The 14863-nt window shown below is 58.9% G+C and carries 18 protein-coding genes and 1 riboswitch; of the genes, 11 read left to right on the forward strand and 7 right to left on the reverse strand.

Annotated features, from left to right (window positions below):
- Positions 1-24: 24 nt before the first annotated feature.
- Positions 25-72, forward strand: a riboswitch (SAM-SAH riboswitch).
- Positions 73-78: 6 nt separating this feature from the next.
- The 7 genes from metK (at position 79) to RBB32_RS15870 (ending at position 5709) form a co-directional block, all read left to right on the forward strand.
- A complete protein-coding gene (gene metK, locus RBB32_RS15840) occupies positions 79-1245 on the forward strand; it encodes a methionine adenosyltransferase (RefSeq protein WP_306154143.1) in 1167 nt (388 codons plus the stop codon).
- Positions 1246-1353: 108 nt separating this feature from the next.
- On the forward strand, positions 1354-2070 hold the full coding sequence (gene trmB, locus RBB32_RS15845) for a tRNA (guanosine(46)-N7)-methyltransferase TrmB (protein ID WP_306154145.1): 717 nt from the start codon (positions 1354-1356) through the stop codon (positions 2068-2070).
- A gap of 253 nt (positions 2071-2323) precedes the next feature.
- A complete protein-coding gene (locus tag RBB32_RS15850) occupies positions 2324-2959 on the forward strand; it encodes an ATP-dependent Clp protease proteolytic subunit (RefSeq protein WP_306154147.1) in 636 nt (211 codons plus the stop codon).
- Between the two features lie 145 nt (positions 2960-3104).
- Positions 3105-4367, forward strand: a complete 1263-nt coding sequence (gene clpX, locus RBB32_RS15855) for an ATP-dependent Clp protease ATP-binding subunit ClpX (protein ID WP_306154149.1) — start codon at positions 3105-3107, stop codon at positions 4365-4367.
- A gap of 135 nt (positions 4368-4502) precedes the next feature.
- Positions 4503-4886 (forward strand): NADH:ubiquinone oxidoreductase subunit NDUFA12, encoded by a 384-nt coding sequence (locus RBB32_RS15860; RefSeq protein WP_306154151.1) that lies wholly within the window; start codon positions 4503-4505, stop codon positions 4884-4886.
- 11 nt (positions 4887-4897) lie between these two features.
- Positions 4898-5353, forward strand: a complete 456-nt coding sequence (gene mlaD, locus RBB32_RS15865) for an outer membrane lipid asymmetry maintenance protein MlaD (RefSeq protein ID WP_306154153.1) — start codon at positions 4898-4900, stop codon at positions 5351-5353.
- Positions 5350-5709 carry a DUF2155 domain-containing protein gene (locus RBB32_RS15870; protein ID WP_306154155.1) on the forward strand — a complete coding sequence of 120 codons (360 nt, stop codon included), beginning with the start codon at positions 5350-5352 and terminating at the stop codon, positions 5707-5709. The genes mlaD and RBB32_RS15870 overlap by 4 nt, the downstream gene beginning before the upstream one ends.
- Here RBB32_RS15870 and aat read toward each other — a convergent pair.
- The 4 genes from aat to RBB32_RS15890 form a co-directional block, all read right to left on the reverse strand.
- Positions 5673-6323, reverse strand: coding sequence for a leucyl/phenylalanyl-tRNA--protein transferase (gene aat, locus RBB32_RS15875; protein ID WP_306154157.1), 651 nt, complete (start codon positions 6321-6323; stop codon positions 5673-5675). The genes RBB32_RS15870 and aat overlap by 37 nt on opposite strands.
- Before the next feature lie 193 nt (positions 6324-6516).
- Complete coding sequence (gene accC, locus RBB32_RS15880; protein WP_306154159.1) at positions 6517-7866, reverse strand: acetyl-CoA carboxylase biotin carboxylase subunit; 1350 nt, start codon at positions 7864-7866, stop codon at positions 6517-6519.
- Between the two features lie 10 nt (positions 7867-7876).
- Positions 7877-8377, reverse strand: coding sequence for an acetyl-CoA carboxylase biotin carboxyl carrier protein (gene accB / locus RBB32_RS15885; protein WP_306154161.1), 501 nt, complete (start codon positions 8375-8377; stop codon positions 7877-7879).
- Positions 8378-8547: 170 nt separating this feature from the next.
- Positions 8548-9084, reverse strand: coding sequence for a LuxR family transcriptional regulator (locus RBB32_RS15890; protein ID WP_306154236.1), 537 nt, complete (start codon positions 9082-9084; stop codon positions 8548-8550).
- A 136-nt stretch (positions 9085-9220) separates the two neighbouring features.
- On the opposite strand from RBB32_RS15890, the gene queC reads away from it, so the two are divergent.
- Genes queC through queF form a run of 4 tightly spaced genes read left to right on the forward strand, consistent with a single transcriptional unit; the run spans position 9221 to position 11478 of the window.
- The gene (gene queC, locus RBB32_RS15895) at positions 9221-9919 is read left to right on the forward strand and encodes a 7-cyano-7-deazaguanine synthase QueC (RefSeq protein ID WP_306154165.1); all 699 of its coding nucleotides are present in this window, start codon (positions 9221-9223) and stop codon (positions 9917-9919) included.
- Complete coding sequence (queD, locus tag RBB32_RS15900; protein WP_306154167.1) at positions 9919-10275, forward strand: 6-carboxytetrahydropterin synthase QueD; 357 nt, start codon at positions 9919-9921, stop codon at positions 10273-10275. The genes queC and queD overlap by 1 nt, the downstream gene beginning before the upstream one ends.
- Positions 10254-11000 (forward strand): 7-carboxy-7-deazaguanine synthase QueE, encoded by a 747-nt coding sequence (gene queE, locus RBB32_RS15905; RefSeq protein WP_306154169.1) that lies wholly within the window; start codon positions 10254-10256, stop codon positions 10998-11000. Before queD ends, queE begins: the two co-directional genes overlap by 22 nt.
- Positions 11001-11013: 13 nt before the next feature.
- Positions 11014-11478 carry a preQ(1) synthase gene (gene queF, locus RBB32_RS15910; protein WP_306154171.1) on the forward strand — a complete coding sequence of 155 codons (465 nt, stop codon included), beginning with the start codon at positions 11014-11016 and terminating at the stop codon, positions 11476-11478.
- 90 nt (positions 11479-11568) lie between these two features.
- Here the strand turns inward: queF and RBB32_RS15915 are convergent, their stop codons facing one another.
- From RBB32_RS15915 to RBB32_RS15925, 3 genes are all read right to left on the reverse strand, one after another.
- Entirely contained in the window at positions 11569-11841 is a 273-nt protein-coding gene (locus tag RBB32_RS15915) for a glucose-6-phosphate isomerase (RefSeq protein WP_306154174.1), read from the reverse strand.
- A 224-nt stretch (positions 11842-12065) separates the two neighbouring features.
- On the reverse strand, positions 12066-14018 hold the full coding sequence (gene acs, locus RBB32_RS15920; protein ID WP_306154176.1) for an acetate--CoA ligase: 1953 nt from the start codon (positions 14016-14018) through the stop codon (positions 12066-12068).
- An 88-nt stretch (positions 14019-14106) separates the two neighbouring features.
- The gene (locus RBB32_RS15925; RefSeq protein WP_306154178.1) at positions 14107-14862 is read right to left on the reverse strand and encodes an ABC transporter ATP-binding protein; all 756 of its coding nucleotides are present in this window, start codon (positions 14860-14862) and stop codon (positions 14107-14109) included.
- Position 14863 lies beyond the last annotated feature (1 nt).

Consider the following 14863-nt stretch of genomic DNA (forward strand, 5'->3'; position numbering starts at 1 on the left):
GCCCTTCGGCGTAACCACGCCTGAACCCCGTCACAACGGCTTCCTGGCGTGACGGCAGACATTAATGGAGCACCTTACATGTCCCGACAGAACTATATCTTCACCTCCGAATCCGTCTCGGAGGGCCACCCCGACAAGGTCTGCGACCGGATTTCCGACGCCATCCTCGATGCCTTCCTCGAAGAAGAGGCCAACGCCCGCGTCGCCGCCGAAACCTTCGCCACCTCGGGCATGGTCGTCATCGGGGGCGAGGTGGGCCTCTCGGATCAGGACAAGCTGCGCAACTACATGGGCCGGATTCAGCAGATCGCCCGCGATTGCATCCGCGATATCGGCTATGAACAGGAACAGTTCCACTGGAACACCTGCCACGTGCTGAATTTCCTGCACGAACAATCCGCCCATATCGCCCAAGGCGTCGATCGCGACGGGGCAGGGGATCAGGGCATCATGTTCGGCTATGCCACCAATGAAACCGACGCGCTCATGCCCGCGCCGATCCAGTTTTCACACGCCATCCTGCGCCGTCTGGCCGAGGCGCGCAAATCCGGGGCCGAACCCACCCTGCGCCCCGATGCCAAAAGCCAGATTTCCCTGCGCTACGAAGATGGCAAGCCGGTCGAGGTCACCCAGATCGTGCTGTCCACCCAACACGAAAGCGAAAACCAGAACAGCGACGACATCCGCGCCATCGTCGAGCCTTACATTCGCGAGGTTCTGCCCGCCGAGTGGATCAACGACAAAACCGAATGGTGGGTGAACCCCACCGGCACCTTCGTCATCGGCGGTCCCGATGGCGATGCGGGCCTTACCGGGCGCAAGATCATCGTCGATACCTACGGTGGCGCCGCGCCGCACGGGGGCGGGGCCTTCTCCGGCAAGGACCCTACGAAGGTCGACCGCTCGGCGGCCTATGCCGCGCGCTATCTGGCCAAGAACGTCGTCGCCGCCGGCATGGCCGAGCGTTGCACCCTGCAACTTTCCTACGCCATCGGTGTCGCCAAGCCGCTGTCGATCTACGTGGATACCCACGGCACCGGCGAAGTGGACGAATCGCAGATCGAAAAGGCCATTCGCCAATCCATGGATCTCACCCCGCGCGGCATCCGCGAGGCGCTGGATCTTAACAAACCGATCTACCAGCGTACGGCGGCCTATGGTCACTTCGGCCGCGAACCCGAGGCCGATGGCGGGTTCAGTTGGGAACGCACCGATCTGGTCGAGACCCTCAAGAAAGCCGTGTGATTTTCGCCCGCCCCAAGTGCGTTTCGTACGACTTGTACGTTTCTCCTTCGGGGCGAGGCGATTTTCGTACAAAACTCGCGTACAAAACGTACGAGTCGTACAGAATTCATGAGCTCTGATAAGCATCCCTCCGGCGCCCCGTGGCGCAACTTTTATGGCCGTTTCAAGGGCAAGGGCCTGCGTAAATCGCAAGAGGCCTACCTTGACGAAGACCTTGCCAAATTGTCCCCCGGGGCGGTCGGCTGGGACGTGAACCCCGAACGGGAACCCGTTGATTTATCATCGCTTTTCGGGGATCGCGATGTCTGGCTCGAGGTTGGGTTCGGCGGTGGCGAACACATGGTTCACCAGGCCGTGCAGAACCCGGGCGTGGGGTTCATCGGCTGTGAGCCTTATATCAACGGCGTCGCCATGCTCTTGGGCAAGATACGCGACTCCGGGGCGCAAAATATTGCGGTCCACCCCGGTGACGCCCGCGATATGTTCGATGTTCTGCCCGCCGAAAGCATTTCCCGCGCCTTCCTTTTGTACCCTGATCCCTGGCCCAAGAAACGCCACCACCGCCGCCGTTTCGTCACGCCCGAACATCTGGAGCCGCTCTCTAAGGTGTTGAAAAAAGGAGCAATTTTTCGTGTGGCCACGGATATTCCCGACTATGTCCGCCAAACCTTGGAGCAGGTGCCGCGCCACGGGTTCGAATGGCTGGCCGAGCGCCCGGAAGATTGGCGAACCCCTTGGAATGATTGGATTTCTACCCGGTACGAGCAAAAAGCCCTGCGCGAAGGCCGGGTGCCGCACTACCTGACGTTTCGTAAGACGGGATGATGCGCGGCGGCGTCGTGAAATTCGACATGAGAAAGCCTATATAATCGTGTGATATCAAAAGACTGTTGCGCAATCTTCATGCGGAATGCCTTGTGTCATTCGGCATGTTTCCCAAGCTCACCCCAACCCGCCCAAGGGCCACGAACACAAGCCAAAACCGTCTTCGCGCCCCTTGCAGCTACCCCTATGCGCCACTAAGACTCCGTTAGCAACTGATCGCTAAAGATCCCTCCACACTTACAGGCAGGCGAATATGACAGACCCATTCGAGACTTACATGAATACCCTCGTCCCCATGGTGGTTGAGCAAACCAGCCGCGGCGAGCGCGCCTATGATATCTTCTCGCGCCTGCTCAAGGAGCGGATCATTTTCGTCAACGGCCCCGTGCACGACGGCATGTCGAGTTTGATCGTGGCGCAGCTACTACATCTTGAGGCCGAGAACCCGAAAAAAGAAATCTCGATGTATATCAACAGCCCCGGTGGCGTGGTCACCAGCGGCCTGTCGATCTACGACACCATGCAATACATCAAGCCGAAGGTCAGCACGCTGGTCATCGGGCAGGCGGCCTCGATGGGCTCGCTTCTGTTGACTGCTGGTGCCGAAGGCATGCGGTTTTCTTTGCCCAACAGTCGAATCATGGTTCACCAGCCCTCGGGCGGCTACCAGGGTCAGGCGACCGACATCATGATTCACGCCGAAGAGACGATGAAACTCAAGAAGCGGCTTAATGAAATTTACGTGAAGCACACCGGCCAAACCCTTAAAAAGGTTGAAGATGCGCTTGAGCGTGACAACTTCATGTCGCCTGAGGAGGCCAAGAAATGGGGCCTTATCGACGAAATCGTCGAAAACCGCGCCAAGGGTGACGACGACGGCGACAAGTAAAAGGGCCTGCCGCGCCCTTCCCGGGCGCGGTGATTTTTGACATTGTGGTGGTGTTTCACCTGTCTTAAGCTGGCCCGATCGAAATAAGGACGAAGCGGCGCGCAAGCGCCTGCAAAACCGGGGCAAAAGGCCCGAAAGGTACGTGATGGCGAACAACTCTGGCGGCGACAGCAAAAACACGCTCTATTGTAGCTTTTGCGGTAAAAGCCAGCATGAGGTGCGCAAACTGATTGCTGGGCCGACCGTGTTCATCTGTGATGAATGTGTCGAACTCTGCATGGATATCATCCGCGAAGAAACCAAGAGCGCGGGCCTGAAATCCAGCGAAGGCGTGCCCACACCGCAGGAAATCTGTCAGGTTCTGGACGACTACGTAATCGGCCAGGCCATGGCCAAGCGTGTTCTCTCGGTGGCCGTGCACAACCATTACAAACGCCTCAATCACGCGGGCAAAAGCGATATTGAACTGCAAAAGTCCAATATCCTTCTGATCGGTCCGACGGGCTGTGGTAAAACACTTCTGGCGCAGACCTTGGCGCGCATTCTCGATGTGCCTTTCACCATGGCCGACGCCACCACGCTGACCGAAGCGGGCTACGTCGGTGAGGATGTGGAAAACATCATCCTCAAACTGCTGCAGGCCAGCGAATACAACGTCGAACGGGCACAGCGCGGTATCGTCTATATCGACGAGGTCGATAAGATCACCCGCAAGTCCGAAAACCCTTCGATCACCCGTGATGTCTCGGGGGAGGGCGTGCAGCAGGCGCTGCTGAAGCTGATGGAAGGTACCGTTGCCGCCGTGCCGCCGCAGGGCGGGCGCAAGCATCCGCAGCAGGAATTCCTGCAAGTGGACACCACCAACATCCTGTTCATCTGCGGCGGTGCTTTCGCGGGCCTCGACAAGATTATCTCGCAGCGCGGGAAAGGCAGCGCCATGGGCTTCGGGGCCGATGTGCGCGACGTGGACGAACGCGGCGTGGGCGAGGTCTTTACCGATCTCGAGCCTGAAGACCTTCTCAAGTTTGGCCTGATTCCGGAATTCGTGGGCCGCTTGCCGGTGATTGCCACCTTGGAAGATCTGGATGAAGATGCGCTTGTCACCATCCTGACCGAACCGAAGAATGCCTTGGTCAAACAGTACCAACGTCTTTTCGAGCTTGAGGATGCCCAACTCACCTTCACCGACGACGCGCTCAAGGCGATTGCCAAGCGGGCGATTGAACGCAAAACCGGCGCTCGCGGCTTGCGGTCGATCCTCGAAGACATCCTGTTGAACACCATGTTCGACCTGCCGGGCATGGAAGGCGTGGAAGAGGTTGTCGTGAACGAAGAGGCCGTGACCTCGGAGGCCGCCCCGCTGATGATCTATGCCGATCAGAAAAAAGAAGGCACAAGCGCGGGCTGATCGCTGCGACAGGCCAACAGTTTCCAAGCCCCGCCCCGACAGGCGGGGCTTTCTTTTGTTCAAAGGGGGATGGAGGACCACTGGACTTTGCCCTGTCAATTCGCCATACAGACACCAAGTTATCGGGAGATACTCATGGGCATTCTCAACACTCTTCTGCGCGCTGTAACATGGTGGAACGGGCAGACGCTCAACACCCAGCTTTACACATGGCGTAAGGGCGTCAAGATGGGCGAGGATGAGCAGGGGAACGTGTTCTATCGCGACCGCGAGGACAAGCGCCGCTGGGTCATTTTCAACGGCGAGGCCGAGGCAAGCCGCGTCAGCCCTGATTGGCACGGCTGGCTGCATCATACCTACAATGAACCGCCCACGGACCGTCCGCTTACCCATAAAACCTGGGAAAAGCCTCATGAAGAAAACCTGACAGGCACGGCCCTTGCCTATGCGCCTGCCGGGTCCATCCGCCGCCCGGCCCCGATTGAGCGGAAGGATTACGAGGCTTGGTCCCCTGAATAAGGCGCGCGTCTATGTCTGAAAATACCACCGAAGTGATTGTCGGCGGCGCGGTGCTGGCCGTGGCCCTTGGCTTTCTGGTTTATGCCGGTCAGGCCACGGGGCTGTCCGGCGGGCAGGATGAATACCAACTGGCCGCCAGCTTCCGCAGTGCAGATGGCGTTGATGTGGGCACCGATGTTCGCATGGCGGGTGTCAAGGTGGGCCGGGTGACGGGCATTCAACTTGATCCCGGTACCTATCGCGCCAGCACGGTTTTTACCGTGCAGGAGGGCATCGAGGTTCCCGACGATAGCGCGGTATCTATCAGTTCCGAAGGGCTTTTGGGGGGCAACTATGTCGAAATCCTGCCCGGCGGCTCGCCGTTTTATTTTGAACCCGGCGATGAGATCGAGTTCACCCAAGGTTCCGTCAGCCTTGTTTCGCTTCTGATGAAATTCGTGGGTGGGGATGAGGACAACGGAGAATGATCCGTTTCGTCCTTGCCATGACCTTCGCCTTCTCGACAAGCGTTGTCGCGCAGCAGGCCGTGGATGTCGGTACGGGGGCCGTCTTGCGCGGCCTCGACAAGGTTGCCGGCGATGTCGTGGACATGACCCTGCGCAATGGCGAAAGCGCCGATATAGGGCGGTTGACAGTGCGTTTGGGAGAATGCCGTTACCCCGAGGGCGATCCTGCCGCTGATGCTTTCGCCTTTGTGACCGTTGAGGAACAGGGGCGAGAAGCCCCGGTGTTCCAAGGCTGGATGATCGCCTCATCGCCGGCGTTGAATGCGATGGAACATGCGCGCTATGACGTTTGGGTCATGCGCTGCAAGACGGACTGAGGGTCGTCACACAACGGTACGGCATTTATGTCCGCCTCGATGTGCAAAGCTTCATGCAATCTTTCGTGGTACGTGGCACGGGCGATTTCGACCGCGCCCAGGGATTGGAGGTGCGGGGTGATGAACTGTGTATCAAAAAGTGTAAAGCCGCAGCGCCGCAGGTGATCTATCAGATGCGCCAAGGCCAGTTTTGAACCATCCCTGCGCGGCGATACCATGCTTTCCCCGAAAAACGCACCGCCAAGCGTGACACCATATACCCCGCCTGCAAGCTTTGTGCCCTGCCAGATTTCCAGAGAATGGGCATGATCCAGCTTGTGAAGCGCCGTATAGAGCCGGTGAATTTCACCATTTATCCACGTGTCTTCGCGGTTGGCACAGGCCATCAGGACGTGCTCGAAGGCATGGTTCAGCGTGACAGTATAGTCCGCCTTCCGCATCCGCCGCCCGAGCGATCGGGATATGTGAAACCCGTCAAGGGGCAGGATGCCACGGCGGCGCGGATCGACCCAGAACACCTCGGGATCGTCGCGATGCTCGGACATCGGGAAAATCCCCGCAGCATAGGCGCGAAGCAAAAGCTGTGGGGTCAGGATCGCGTCGGGCTCGCTCATTGCCGTTCGGTGGATTTCTCCAAAAGGAATTAACGTTTCAGTATCGTCACTTTCTTCATGGCTGCAATCGCGCTTGCCGCCGTAGGCGCATGGATCGACTTTCATTACGTCGAGAGAAGCCGCATCCCGAAGAATGCCTGTCTTGGCCTGTCGCGGTCTTGCCAGTTGGGCCCCCAAGCCGGGAGCCTTGCGCTTAACCCTGAAGGTTGGTTTCCAACCAGTGTTCAAGCCAGTGGATATTGTAATCCCCGGTCAGGATATCCTCTTCCTGCAACAAGGCATGGAACAGCGGCACCGTGGTATCCACGCCATCCACAATCAATTCGCCCAGGGCGCGGTTCAGCCGCGTCAGGGCGCCTTGCCGGTCCTTTCCGTGCACGATGAGCTTGCCGATGAGGGAGTCATAGTAGGGCGGAATGCTGTAGCCATCGTAAAGCGCCGAATCCATCCGCACGCCAAGGCCGCCGGGTGCATGAAACTGGGTGATCTTGCCGGGGCGGGGCGAAAACTCGGGCAGTTTTTCGGCGTTGATCCGGACCTCGATGGCATGGCCATTGATTTGCAGGTCATCTTGGGTGAAGGACATCGGGTGCCCCTCGGCCACGCGGATTTGCTCCTGCACCAGATCGACACCGAAAATCGCCTCGGTCACCGGGTGTTCCACCTGCAAACGGGTGTTCATCTCGATGAAATAAAACTCGCCGTTTTCATAGAGGAACTCGATGGTGCCCGCGCCGGTATAATTGATCTTGGCCACGGCATCGGCGCAAATCTTGCCGATCCGCGCGCGTTCTTCTTCGGAAATGCAGGGGCCGGGGGCCTCCTCGAACACTTTCTGGTGACGCCGCTGAAGTGAGCAATCCCGCTCACCCAGATGAACGGCGTTGCCCTTGCCATCGCCAAAGACCTGAATCTCGATGTGGCGCGGAGTAGTGAGGTATTTCTCGATATAGACCTCATCGTTGCCAAAGGCGGCCTTGCCTTCAGAGCGTGCGGTCATGAAGGCATGTTCCATCCCGGCGGCGTTTTGTGCCACCTTCATGCCGCGACCACCGCCACCGGCGGTGGCCTTGATGATTACCGGATACCCGATGTCCTCGCCCAATTTTTTGGCCTCTTCCAAAGAGGCGACACCACCGTCTGACCCGGGCACACAAGGCACGCCCAGTTGCTTCATGGTGTCCTTGGCGGTGATCTTGTCTCCCATGACGCGGATATGCTCGGCCGTGGGGCCGATAAAGGTCAGGTCATGATCCTCGACGATCTGTACGAAGTTCGCGTTTTCCGACAAAAACCCATAGCCGGGGTGAATGGCCTGTGCGCCAGTCACCTCACAGGCCGCGATGATCGCCGGGATCGACAGGTAGCTATCGGTGCCCGGGGGCGGACCAATGCAAACCGATTCATCGGCCATGCGCACATGCATGGCATCGGCATCGGCGGTGGAATGCACGGCAACGGTTTGGATACCCATCTCACGCGCCGCACGAATGACGCGCAGGGCGATCTCACCACGGTTGGCGATCAGGATCTTGTCGAACATGAGGCGATCCTTATTCGATAATCATCAAGGGCGCGCCATATTCCACGGCGGCACCATCTTCGACCAGAATACGCTTCACCGTGCCACCGCGCGGGGCGGGGATGTGGTTCATGGTCTTCATTGCCTCGACGATCAGCAGGGTATCACCTTCGGCCACCTTGTCACCCACACTGACAAACGAGGGCGCACCGGGTTCGGCCTGCATGTAAACAGTGCCTACCATAGGCGATGTCACGGCACCGGGGTGGCTTGCCGGGTCTTCGAAAGGTGCGCTTTCGGCTGGGGCTGCGGCAGGGGCCGCTGCGGCAGGCGCCTCAGGTGCGGCTGCGGGGGCAGGGGCAGCGGCGCTGACTTGAGCTACAACCTCCTGACGGCGGCTGACCTTGACGTTGAGCGTATCGTTTTCGCCATAGTCCCGCTTGACCGCGAGTTCCGTCAAGTCGTTGTCATTCAGGACTTCGGCAAGAGCTTTGATAAAGGCGACATCTGCGTCATGGGTTTTGTTCGGCATCGGGTTCCTCGACCGTTGCAGCGAAAATTTAACTACCGCCGCGTTCATTGTTGTGGCCGCTTATAGGGCAAGCGCTTGCCCTAGAAAAGCAGGCAATCGACCTGCAAAATGGGGTAATCCGTGGCGGAATGCGAGGGGGAATTTCAAAAAAGCTTACCCTGCGTCCGCTATTATAACGGCATACCGGATAATTTGGCCACCAACTCGGCCAGTTTGCGCGCCCCGAACTTCTCCAAAAGCCGTGCGCGATACACCTCGACCGTGCGGTAACTCAGTCCCAACTCCAGGCCGACCTCCTTCGAGGTCAGCCCCCGACATGTCAGGATGGCCACTTCCCGCTCTCGCTGTGTCAACTCCACGAGGGGGCGTTCCTCCGACAAATCGGCAAATGACCATATTCCGCGCTGAAACGGATCATCCGGCGTCAGGGATTGTCCCCGCACCCGGCACCAGAACAACTCTCCGTTGCGGCGCTTCATGACCCTTTCGTCGGAATAGTGCCCGGTTTCGCGCATGGCGGCAAGGGCACGCTCACCGATCCGGCTATAGTCTTCGATCGACGGGTAATAGCGCGCTAAGGGCACGCAGGCATAATCCGCCGGGTCATCGCCAAAAATCGCGGCGAATTGCAGGTTCACGTGTTGGATGATCCGCTTTTCCAAAACGGCAAGGCCCACCGGGGCATGATCAAAGGCAAGCGCGGTCATCTCCATGCCTGCCTTATGCCCGCTAAACACTGCATATGCAAAGGCCCGGCGCTTGCAAACAAGGGCCAAACGCCTTAGATGCGCCGCATCATGCGGTCGCAGCCTACCCGCTCAAAACAAAACAAGGACTAATATTATGAGAACTCTTGTCATCTGCTCAGGCGGGCTGGATTCTGTCACGCTTGCCTATAAGGTCGCCACCGAACGCAGTTTGGTGGGGCTGCTTTCTTTCGACTATGGCCAACGTCATGCCAAGGAACTGGACTCCGCCGCCGCCTGCGCTGCGCGGCTTGGCGTGCCGCATCACGTTATCGACATCCGCAATGTCGGCGCGGCGCTGTCCGGTTCGGCGCTCACCGACGAACTGGATGTTCCCGATGGCCACTATGCCGAAGACACCATGAAGGTCACGGTGGTCCCCAACCGCAACGCCATCATGCTGGCGATCGCCTTCGGTATGGCCTCGGCGCAAAAGGTTGATGCGGTGGCCGCCGCCGTCCATGGGGGCGATCACTTCATCTACCCCGATTGCCGCCCCGGCTTCATCGAGGCTTTCCAGAGGATGGAAGACAAGGCCCTCGAAGGCATGGGGGAGGTCGAACTTTACACTCCCTTCGTCACCATCTCGAAGGCCGAAATCGTCACGGAAGGGGCCAAGCACAACACCCCCTTTGCCGAAACATGGTCCTGCTACAAGGGCGGCGAGGTGCATTGCGGGCGTTGCGGCACCTGCGTGGAACGGCGCGAGGCCTTCCATCTTGCCGGCATCGACGACCCCACCGAGTACGCCGATCCCGATTATTGGCGGCAAGCCACCCGAACGGAGGGTGCGTGATGTATACGATCACCAAGGAATTCCACTTTTCCGCCTCGCATCAGTTGTTTGGCGTGCCGGAAGGTCACCAATGCGCCCGCCTGCATGGTCACAACTACATCGTGGTGGTGGAACTCAAGGCGGCGGAACTGAACGCGTGTGGCTTCGTGCGCGACTACCTCGATCTCGCCCCGCTTAAACGCTATATCGACGATGAGCTGGATCACCGGCACCTCAACGACGTGCTTGGCGATGACATGGTCACCGCCGAGCGCATGGCTAAGCATTTCTACGACTGGTGCCATGCCAAATGGCCCGAAGTCAGTGCCGTAAAGGTCAGCGAAACTCCCAAGACATGGGCGGAATACAGGCCGTGAGCGACCAAGACACAATTCGGGTGTCCGAGATTTTCGGGCCGACCATTCAGGGCGAAGGCGCCCTGATCGGCGTGCCCACGGTTTTCGTGCGCACCGGCGGCTGTGACTATCGCTGTAGCTGGTGCGACAGCATGCACGCCGTCGATAGCGCCTATCGCGAAACGTGGAAACCCATGCAGGCCAAGGACGTGATGGCCGAGGTGGAACGCCTCTCCGGCGGCGCGCCCCTCATGGTCACGCTCTCAGGTGGCAACCCGGCGATTCAACCCTTCGGCCCACTGATCAAGGTGGGCCGCGCGCGCGGCTATCGCTTTGGCCTCGAAACCCAAGGCAGCGTGGCGCGTGATTGGTTTGCCGATCTTGATATGCTGGTGCTAAGCCCCAAGCCGCCTTCGAGCCAGATGGAAGTGGATTGGGATATATTCGATACTTGCATCAAAGCCGGCCGGGGGGCTGAAACAGTCCTGAAAATCGTGATCTTTGACGAGGTGGATTACCTATGGGCCCGTGACGTGGCCGCGCGCTACCCCGATTTGCCAATCTACCTGCAACCCGGCAATCACACACCACCGCCGCCCGAGGATGACACCGCAGTGGTCGACCAAGAGGGTGTCGATGCGCGCATGCGCTGGCTGGTGGACCGGGTGATTGCGGACAAATGGTACGAGGCCCGTGTTTTGCCGCAGCTGCATGTCATGCTCTGGGGCAACAAGCGCGGCGTTTGAGGAGAGAAAGACAATGAGCGACGATATCTACAAGAATCTCAAGCAGTTGGGTGGCGATACGGTACAGCCGCAAAGCCCCGAAGAGGCCGAACTGGAACGCGTACAAAACCCACAGGCCGACGTGGCCTATAACGTGCGTTTCGTGTGCCCGGAGTTCACCTCGCTTTGCCCGATGACCGGACAGCCCGATTTCGCCCATCTGGTGATTGACTACGTGCCGGGCGAGTGGCTGGTGGAAAGCAAATCGCTCAAGCTGTTTCTTACCAGCTTTCGCAACCACGGTGCCTTTCACGAGGATTGCACCGTGACGATTGCCCGCCGCCTGGCCGATTTTCTTGAACCGAAATGGCTGCGCATTGGGGGCTATTGGTACCCGCGCGGCGGCATCCCCATCGACGTCTTTTACCAAACCGGGCCACAGCCCGAAGGCGTCTGGCTTCCAGATCAGGGCGTTCCTCCCTATCGCGGGCGGGGGTAAATGCGTTACGGGAATGCCGGTGCAAGCCGTTTCGAAACTGCGTAATCCAAGCCCGTTCGAACGGGCTTGGTATCCTGAATTTGCGTTAAATTACCGACAGGGGGCGCGATAATAGGTGCCATCACCATTGGCATAGGCACATTGATTGTTGGCCCGGTGCCGGGCCACCAAGGCCCCTGCCGCGGCCCCCGCAAGGGTCGACACCACGACCCAGTCATTGTCGGCGCCAAGCACCTTGGCGCTGACAAGGCCAAGCCCCCCGCCCACAAGGGCCCCTGTCATTTCGCGTTCTTGTTCGGCCGACATGCAACCGGCAACACCCATCATGGCCACAAGGCCAAGCGCTTTCAGGCTGATCTTCATGGTAACTCCTTCGCCACTCGATTGACCGCTCCAGTCTAGCACAAACGCGTGAAAAAAAACGCGGTAAAACCCATGGAGATGGGCGAATAGTTGCCATAGAGGGGCGGGGTTCAATCAGTTCAACTGCGCGGTTCGTCTGAGTGTTCCAACAAAAATCGGGCCGGTCAAACTCCGGCCCGATAGAAAGGTTAGACCGGCCCGGGTGGGCCGCTTCACAGGGAAGGTTATTCGTCGCGGTTCATGCGGTTTTCGATCAGCTCATCCACAACGCTGGGGTCGGCCAGCGTCGAGGTATCGCCAAGACTACCATAGTCGTTCTCGGCGATCTTGCGCAGGATACGGCGCATGATCTTGCCTGAACGAGTCTTGGGCAGGCCGGGGGCCCATTGAATAAGATCGGGCGCCGCAATCGGGCCAATCTCTTGGCGAACCCAAGTCCGAAGCTCCTTGCGCAGCTCTTCTGTGGGCTCTTCGCCGGACATCAGTGTGACATAGCAATAGATGCCTTGCCCTTTGATATCATGAGGATAGCCAACCACCGCGGCCTCGGCCACTTTCGAGTGGGCGACCAATGCGCTTTCCACTTCGGCGGTGCCCATCCGGTGGCCCGACACGTTGATCACGTCGTCCACACGTCCGGTAATCCAGTAATCGCCATCCTCGTCGCGGCGGCAACCGTCACCCGCGAAATAATAGCCTTTGTAGTCCGAGAAATAGGTTTTCTCGAACCTCTCATGGTCGCCCCAAACGGTACGCATCTGACCGGGCCAGCTGCCTTTCATGCAAAGCACGCCTTCGGCCGGGTACTCGTGGATTTCCTCACCGCTGGTCGGCTCAAGCACCACGGGCTGTACGCCAAAGAAGGGTTTCATGGCCGAGCCGGGCTTGGTGGCGTGGGCGCCGGGCAGGGGAGTCATCATATGGCCGCCGGTCTCGGTCTGCCACCACGTGTCGACGATCGGGCAGTTCCCATTGCCCACAACCTCGTTGTACCAGTTCCAGGCTTCGGGGTTGATCGGTTCACCCACTGTGCCCAGAACCTTGAGGTCGCTGAGGTCGTATTTGTCAACGAATTCAGTACCCTGCCCCATAAGCGCACGGATCGCGGTGGGGGCGGTATAAAACTGATTAACCTTGTGTTTTTCGCACACGGCCCAGAACCGGCCAGCATCCGGATAGGTCGGCACACCTTCGAACATCAGCGTTGTCGCGCCATTGGCGAGCGGGCCATAGACGATATAGCTGTGGCCGGTGACCCAGCCCACGTCGGCAGTACACCAGAAGATATCGCCTTCGTGGTAGTCGAAGGTGATTTCATGAGTCATGGATGCCCAAACCAGATAACCACCGGTCGTATGGACCACGCCTTTGGGCTGGCCGGTCGAGCCGGAGGTGTAAAGGATGAACAGCGGGTCCTCGGCGTTCAGTTCTTCGGGCGGGCAATCGGCATCGACCTTTTCCAGCTCCTCATGCAGCCAGTAGTCATCGTTCGAGCGCCAAGCGATCTGATCGCCGGTATGCTTGACGACGAGGCATTTCACATCATCCGTGTCATGCAAAAGCGCTTGGTTGACGTTGTCTTTCAGCTTGGTCCGGCGGCCACCACGCGGGGCGGTGTCGGCGGTGATCACCAGCTTGGCGTCACAGCCATTGATCCGCGCGCCAAGCGCGTCGGGCGAGAAGCCCGCGAAAACGATCGAATGGATCGCACCGATGCGGGCACAGGCCAGCATGGCATAGGCCGCTTCCGGGATCATCGGCAGGTAGATCACCACGCGGTCGCCTTTGCCGATCCCGAGGTTCTTGAAAACATTGGCCATTTTGCAGACGTTTTCATGCAGCTCGTTATAGGTGATGTGCTGCGCTTCATCCGTCGGCTCATCGGGTTCCCAGATGATCGCGGTTTGATCGCCGCGCGTGGCAAGGTGCCGGTCGATACAGTTGGCCGCGACGTTCAGAGTGCCGTCTTCAAACCATTTGATGGACACATTACCGAAGTCGTAGTTGACGTTCTTGACCTTGGTGAAAGGTTTGATCCAGTCGACACGCTTGCCGTGCTCGTTCCAGAAGCCTTCAGGGTCATTGATGGACGCGGCGTACATTTCTTCGTATTTCGCGGCATCCACATGAGCGTTTGCGGCCATTTCAGAGGAGGGCGGATAAGTTTTGTCAGACATGTCAGACCTTTGGCTTTTTGAAAATTCGGTCAATGGTTAGGGGCCTGCCCGGTGGGATGCAACCCTAGGTGGGGCAGGTGTTCGCGCGTCAGATGGCCAGATACTCGGCCCGAAGCTCTTCGTTTTCAAGAACTTCCGCCGCCGCTCCATCAAAGACGATTGAGCCGGTGTCGAGGATGACCGCGCGGTCGGCAAGTTCAAGCGCGCGCACCGCGTTCTGCTCAACCAGAACCGTCGTAATGCCCTGTTCCTTGATGATGCGGAGCGTTTTCTCGATCTCGTCCACAATCACCGGGGCAAGGCCCTCGTAGGGTTCGTCCAGCAACAAGACCTTGATGTCACGAGCCAAGGCACGGGCGATTGCCAGCATTTGTTGTTCGCCACCCGAAAGGGTCACGCCCTCTTGCCTGCGGCGTTCCCCGAGACGAGGGAACAACTCGTAAAGGCGGTCGATCGACCAACCGATAGGCGGGGCAATCTGGGCAAGTTGCAGATTTTCTTCCACCGTCAGGCCGGGAATGATGCAGCGGTCCTCGGGTACAAGGCCGATCCCGGCGACGGCCGCCTGATGGCTTTTCATATTGTGAAGCGGCTGGTGGTCCAGCCAGATCTCACCATGGTTGACCTGCGGACTGTCCATCCGTGCGATCGAGCGCAGGGTAGTGGTTTTCCCGGCACCGTTACGCCCCAGAAGGGCAAGGATTTCGCCTTCGTGGACGTTGAAGCTGATGCCTTGAACGATATAGCTTTCGCCATAGTAGGATTGCATTTCCCACACCGACAGGAAGGCCGGGGCGGTTTCGGCGTAGTTCTTGCCCTTGGAGAAGTCGGGTTTGACGTTCATC

Origin of the sequence: Roseovarius sp. MMSF_3281 (assembly GCF_030733685.1) — a bacterium.
GTDB lineage: Bacteria > Pseudomonadota > Alphaproteobacteria > Rhodobacterales > Rhodobacteraceae > Roseovarius.

Coding starts and splice junctions, on each gene's coding strand:
- accC (WP_306154159.1), bottom strand. CDS start 7,866: ATGTTCGACAAGATCCTGATCGCCAACCGTGGTGAGATCGCCCTGCGC.
- acs (WP_306154176.1), bottom strand. CDS start 14,018: ATGTCTGACAAAACTTATCCGCCCTCCTCTGAAATGGCCGCAAACGCT.
- RBB32_RS15870 (WP_306154155.1), top strand. CDS start 5,350: ATGATCCGTTTCGTCCTTGCCATGACCTTCGCCTTCTCGACAAGCGTT.
- mlaD (WP_306154153.1), top strand. CDS start 4,898: ATGTCTGAAAATACCACCGAAGTGATTGTCGGCGGCGCGGTGCTGGCC.
- queE (WP_306154169.1), top strand. CDS start 10,254: ATGGGCGGAATACAGGCCGTGAGCGACCAAGACACAATTCGGGTGTCC.
- queF (WP_306154171.1), top strand. CDS start 11,014: ATGAGCGACGATATCTACAAGAATCTCAAGCAGTTGGGTGGCGATACG.
- RBB32_RS15890 (WP_306154236.1), bottom strand. CDS start 9,084: ATGACCGCGCTTGCCTTTGATCATGCCCCGGTGGGCCTTGCCGTTTTG.
- RBB32_RS15925 (WP_306154178.1), bottom strand. CDS start 14,862: ATGAACGTCAAACCCGACTTCTCCAAGGGCAAGAACTACGCCGAAACC.
- accB (WP_306154161.1), bottom strand. CDS start 8,377: ATGCCGAACAAAACCCATGACGCAGATGTCGCCTTTATCAAAGCTCTT.
- aat (WP_306154157.1), bottom strand. CDS start 6,323: ATGAGCGAGCCCGACGCGATCCTGACCCCACAGCTTTTGCTTCGCGCC.
- metK (WP_306154143.1), top strand. CDS start 79: ATGTCCCGACAGAACTATATCTTCACCTCCGAATCCGTCTCGGAGGGC.
- trmB (WP_306154145.1), top strand. CDS start 1,354: ATGAGCTCTGATAAGCATCCCTCCGGCGCCCCGTGGCGCAACTTTTAT.
- queC (WP_306154165.1), top strand. CDS start 9,221: ATGAGAACTCTTGTCATCTGCTCAGGCGGGCTGGATTCTGTCACGCTT.
- RBB32_RS15860 (WP_306154151.1), top strand. CDS start 4,503: ATGGGCATTCTCAACACTCTTCTGCGCGCTGTAACATGGTGGAACGGG.
- queD (WP_306154167.1), top strand. CDS start 9,919: ATGTATACGATCACCAAGGAATTCCACTTTTCCGCCTCGCATCAGTTG.
- RBB32_RS15915 (WP_306154174.1), bottom strand. CDS start 11,841: ATGAAGATCAGCCTGAAAGCGCTTGGCCTTGTGGCCATGATGGGTGTT.
- RBB32_RS15850 (WP_306154147.1), top strand. CDS start 2,324: ATGACAGACCCATTCGAGACTTACATGAATACCCTCGTCCCCATGGTG.
- clpX (WP_306154149.1), top strand. CDS start 3,105: ATGGCGAACAACTCTGGCGGCGACAGCAAAAACACGCTCTATTGTAGC.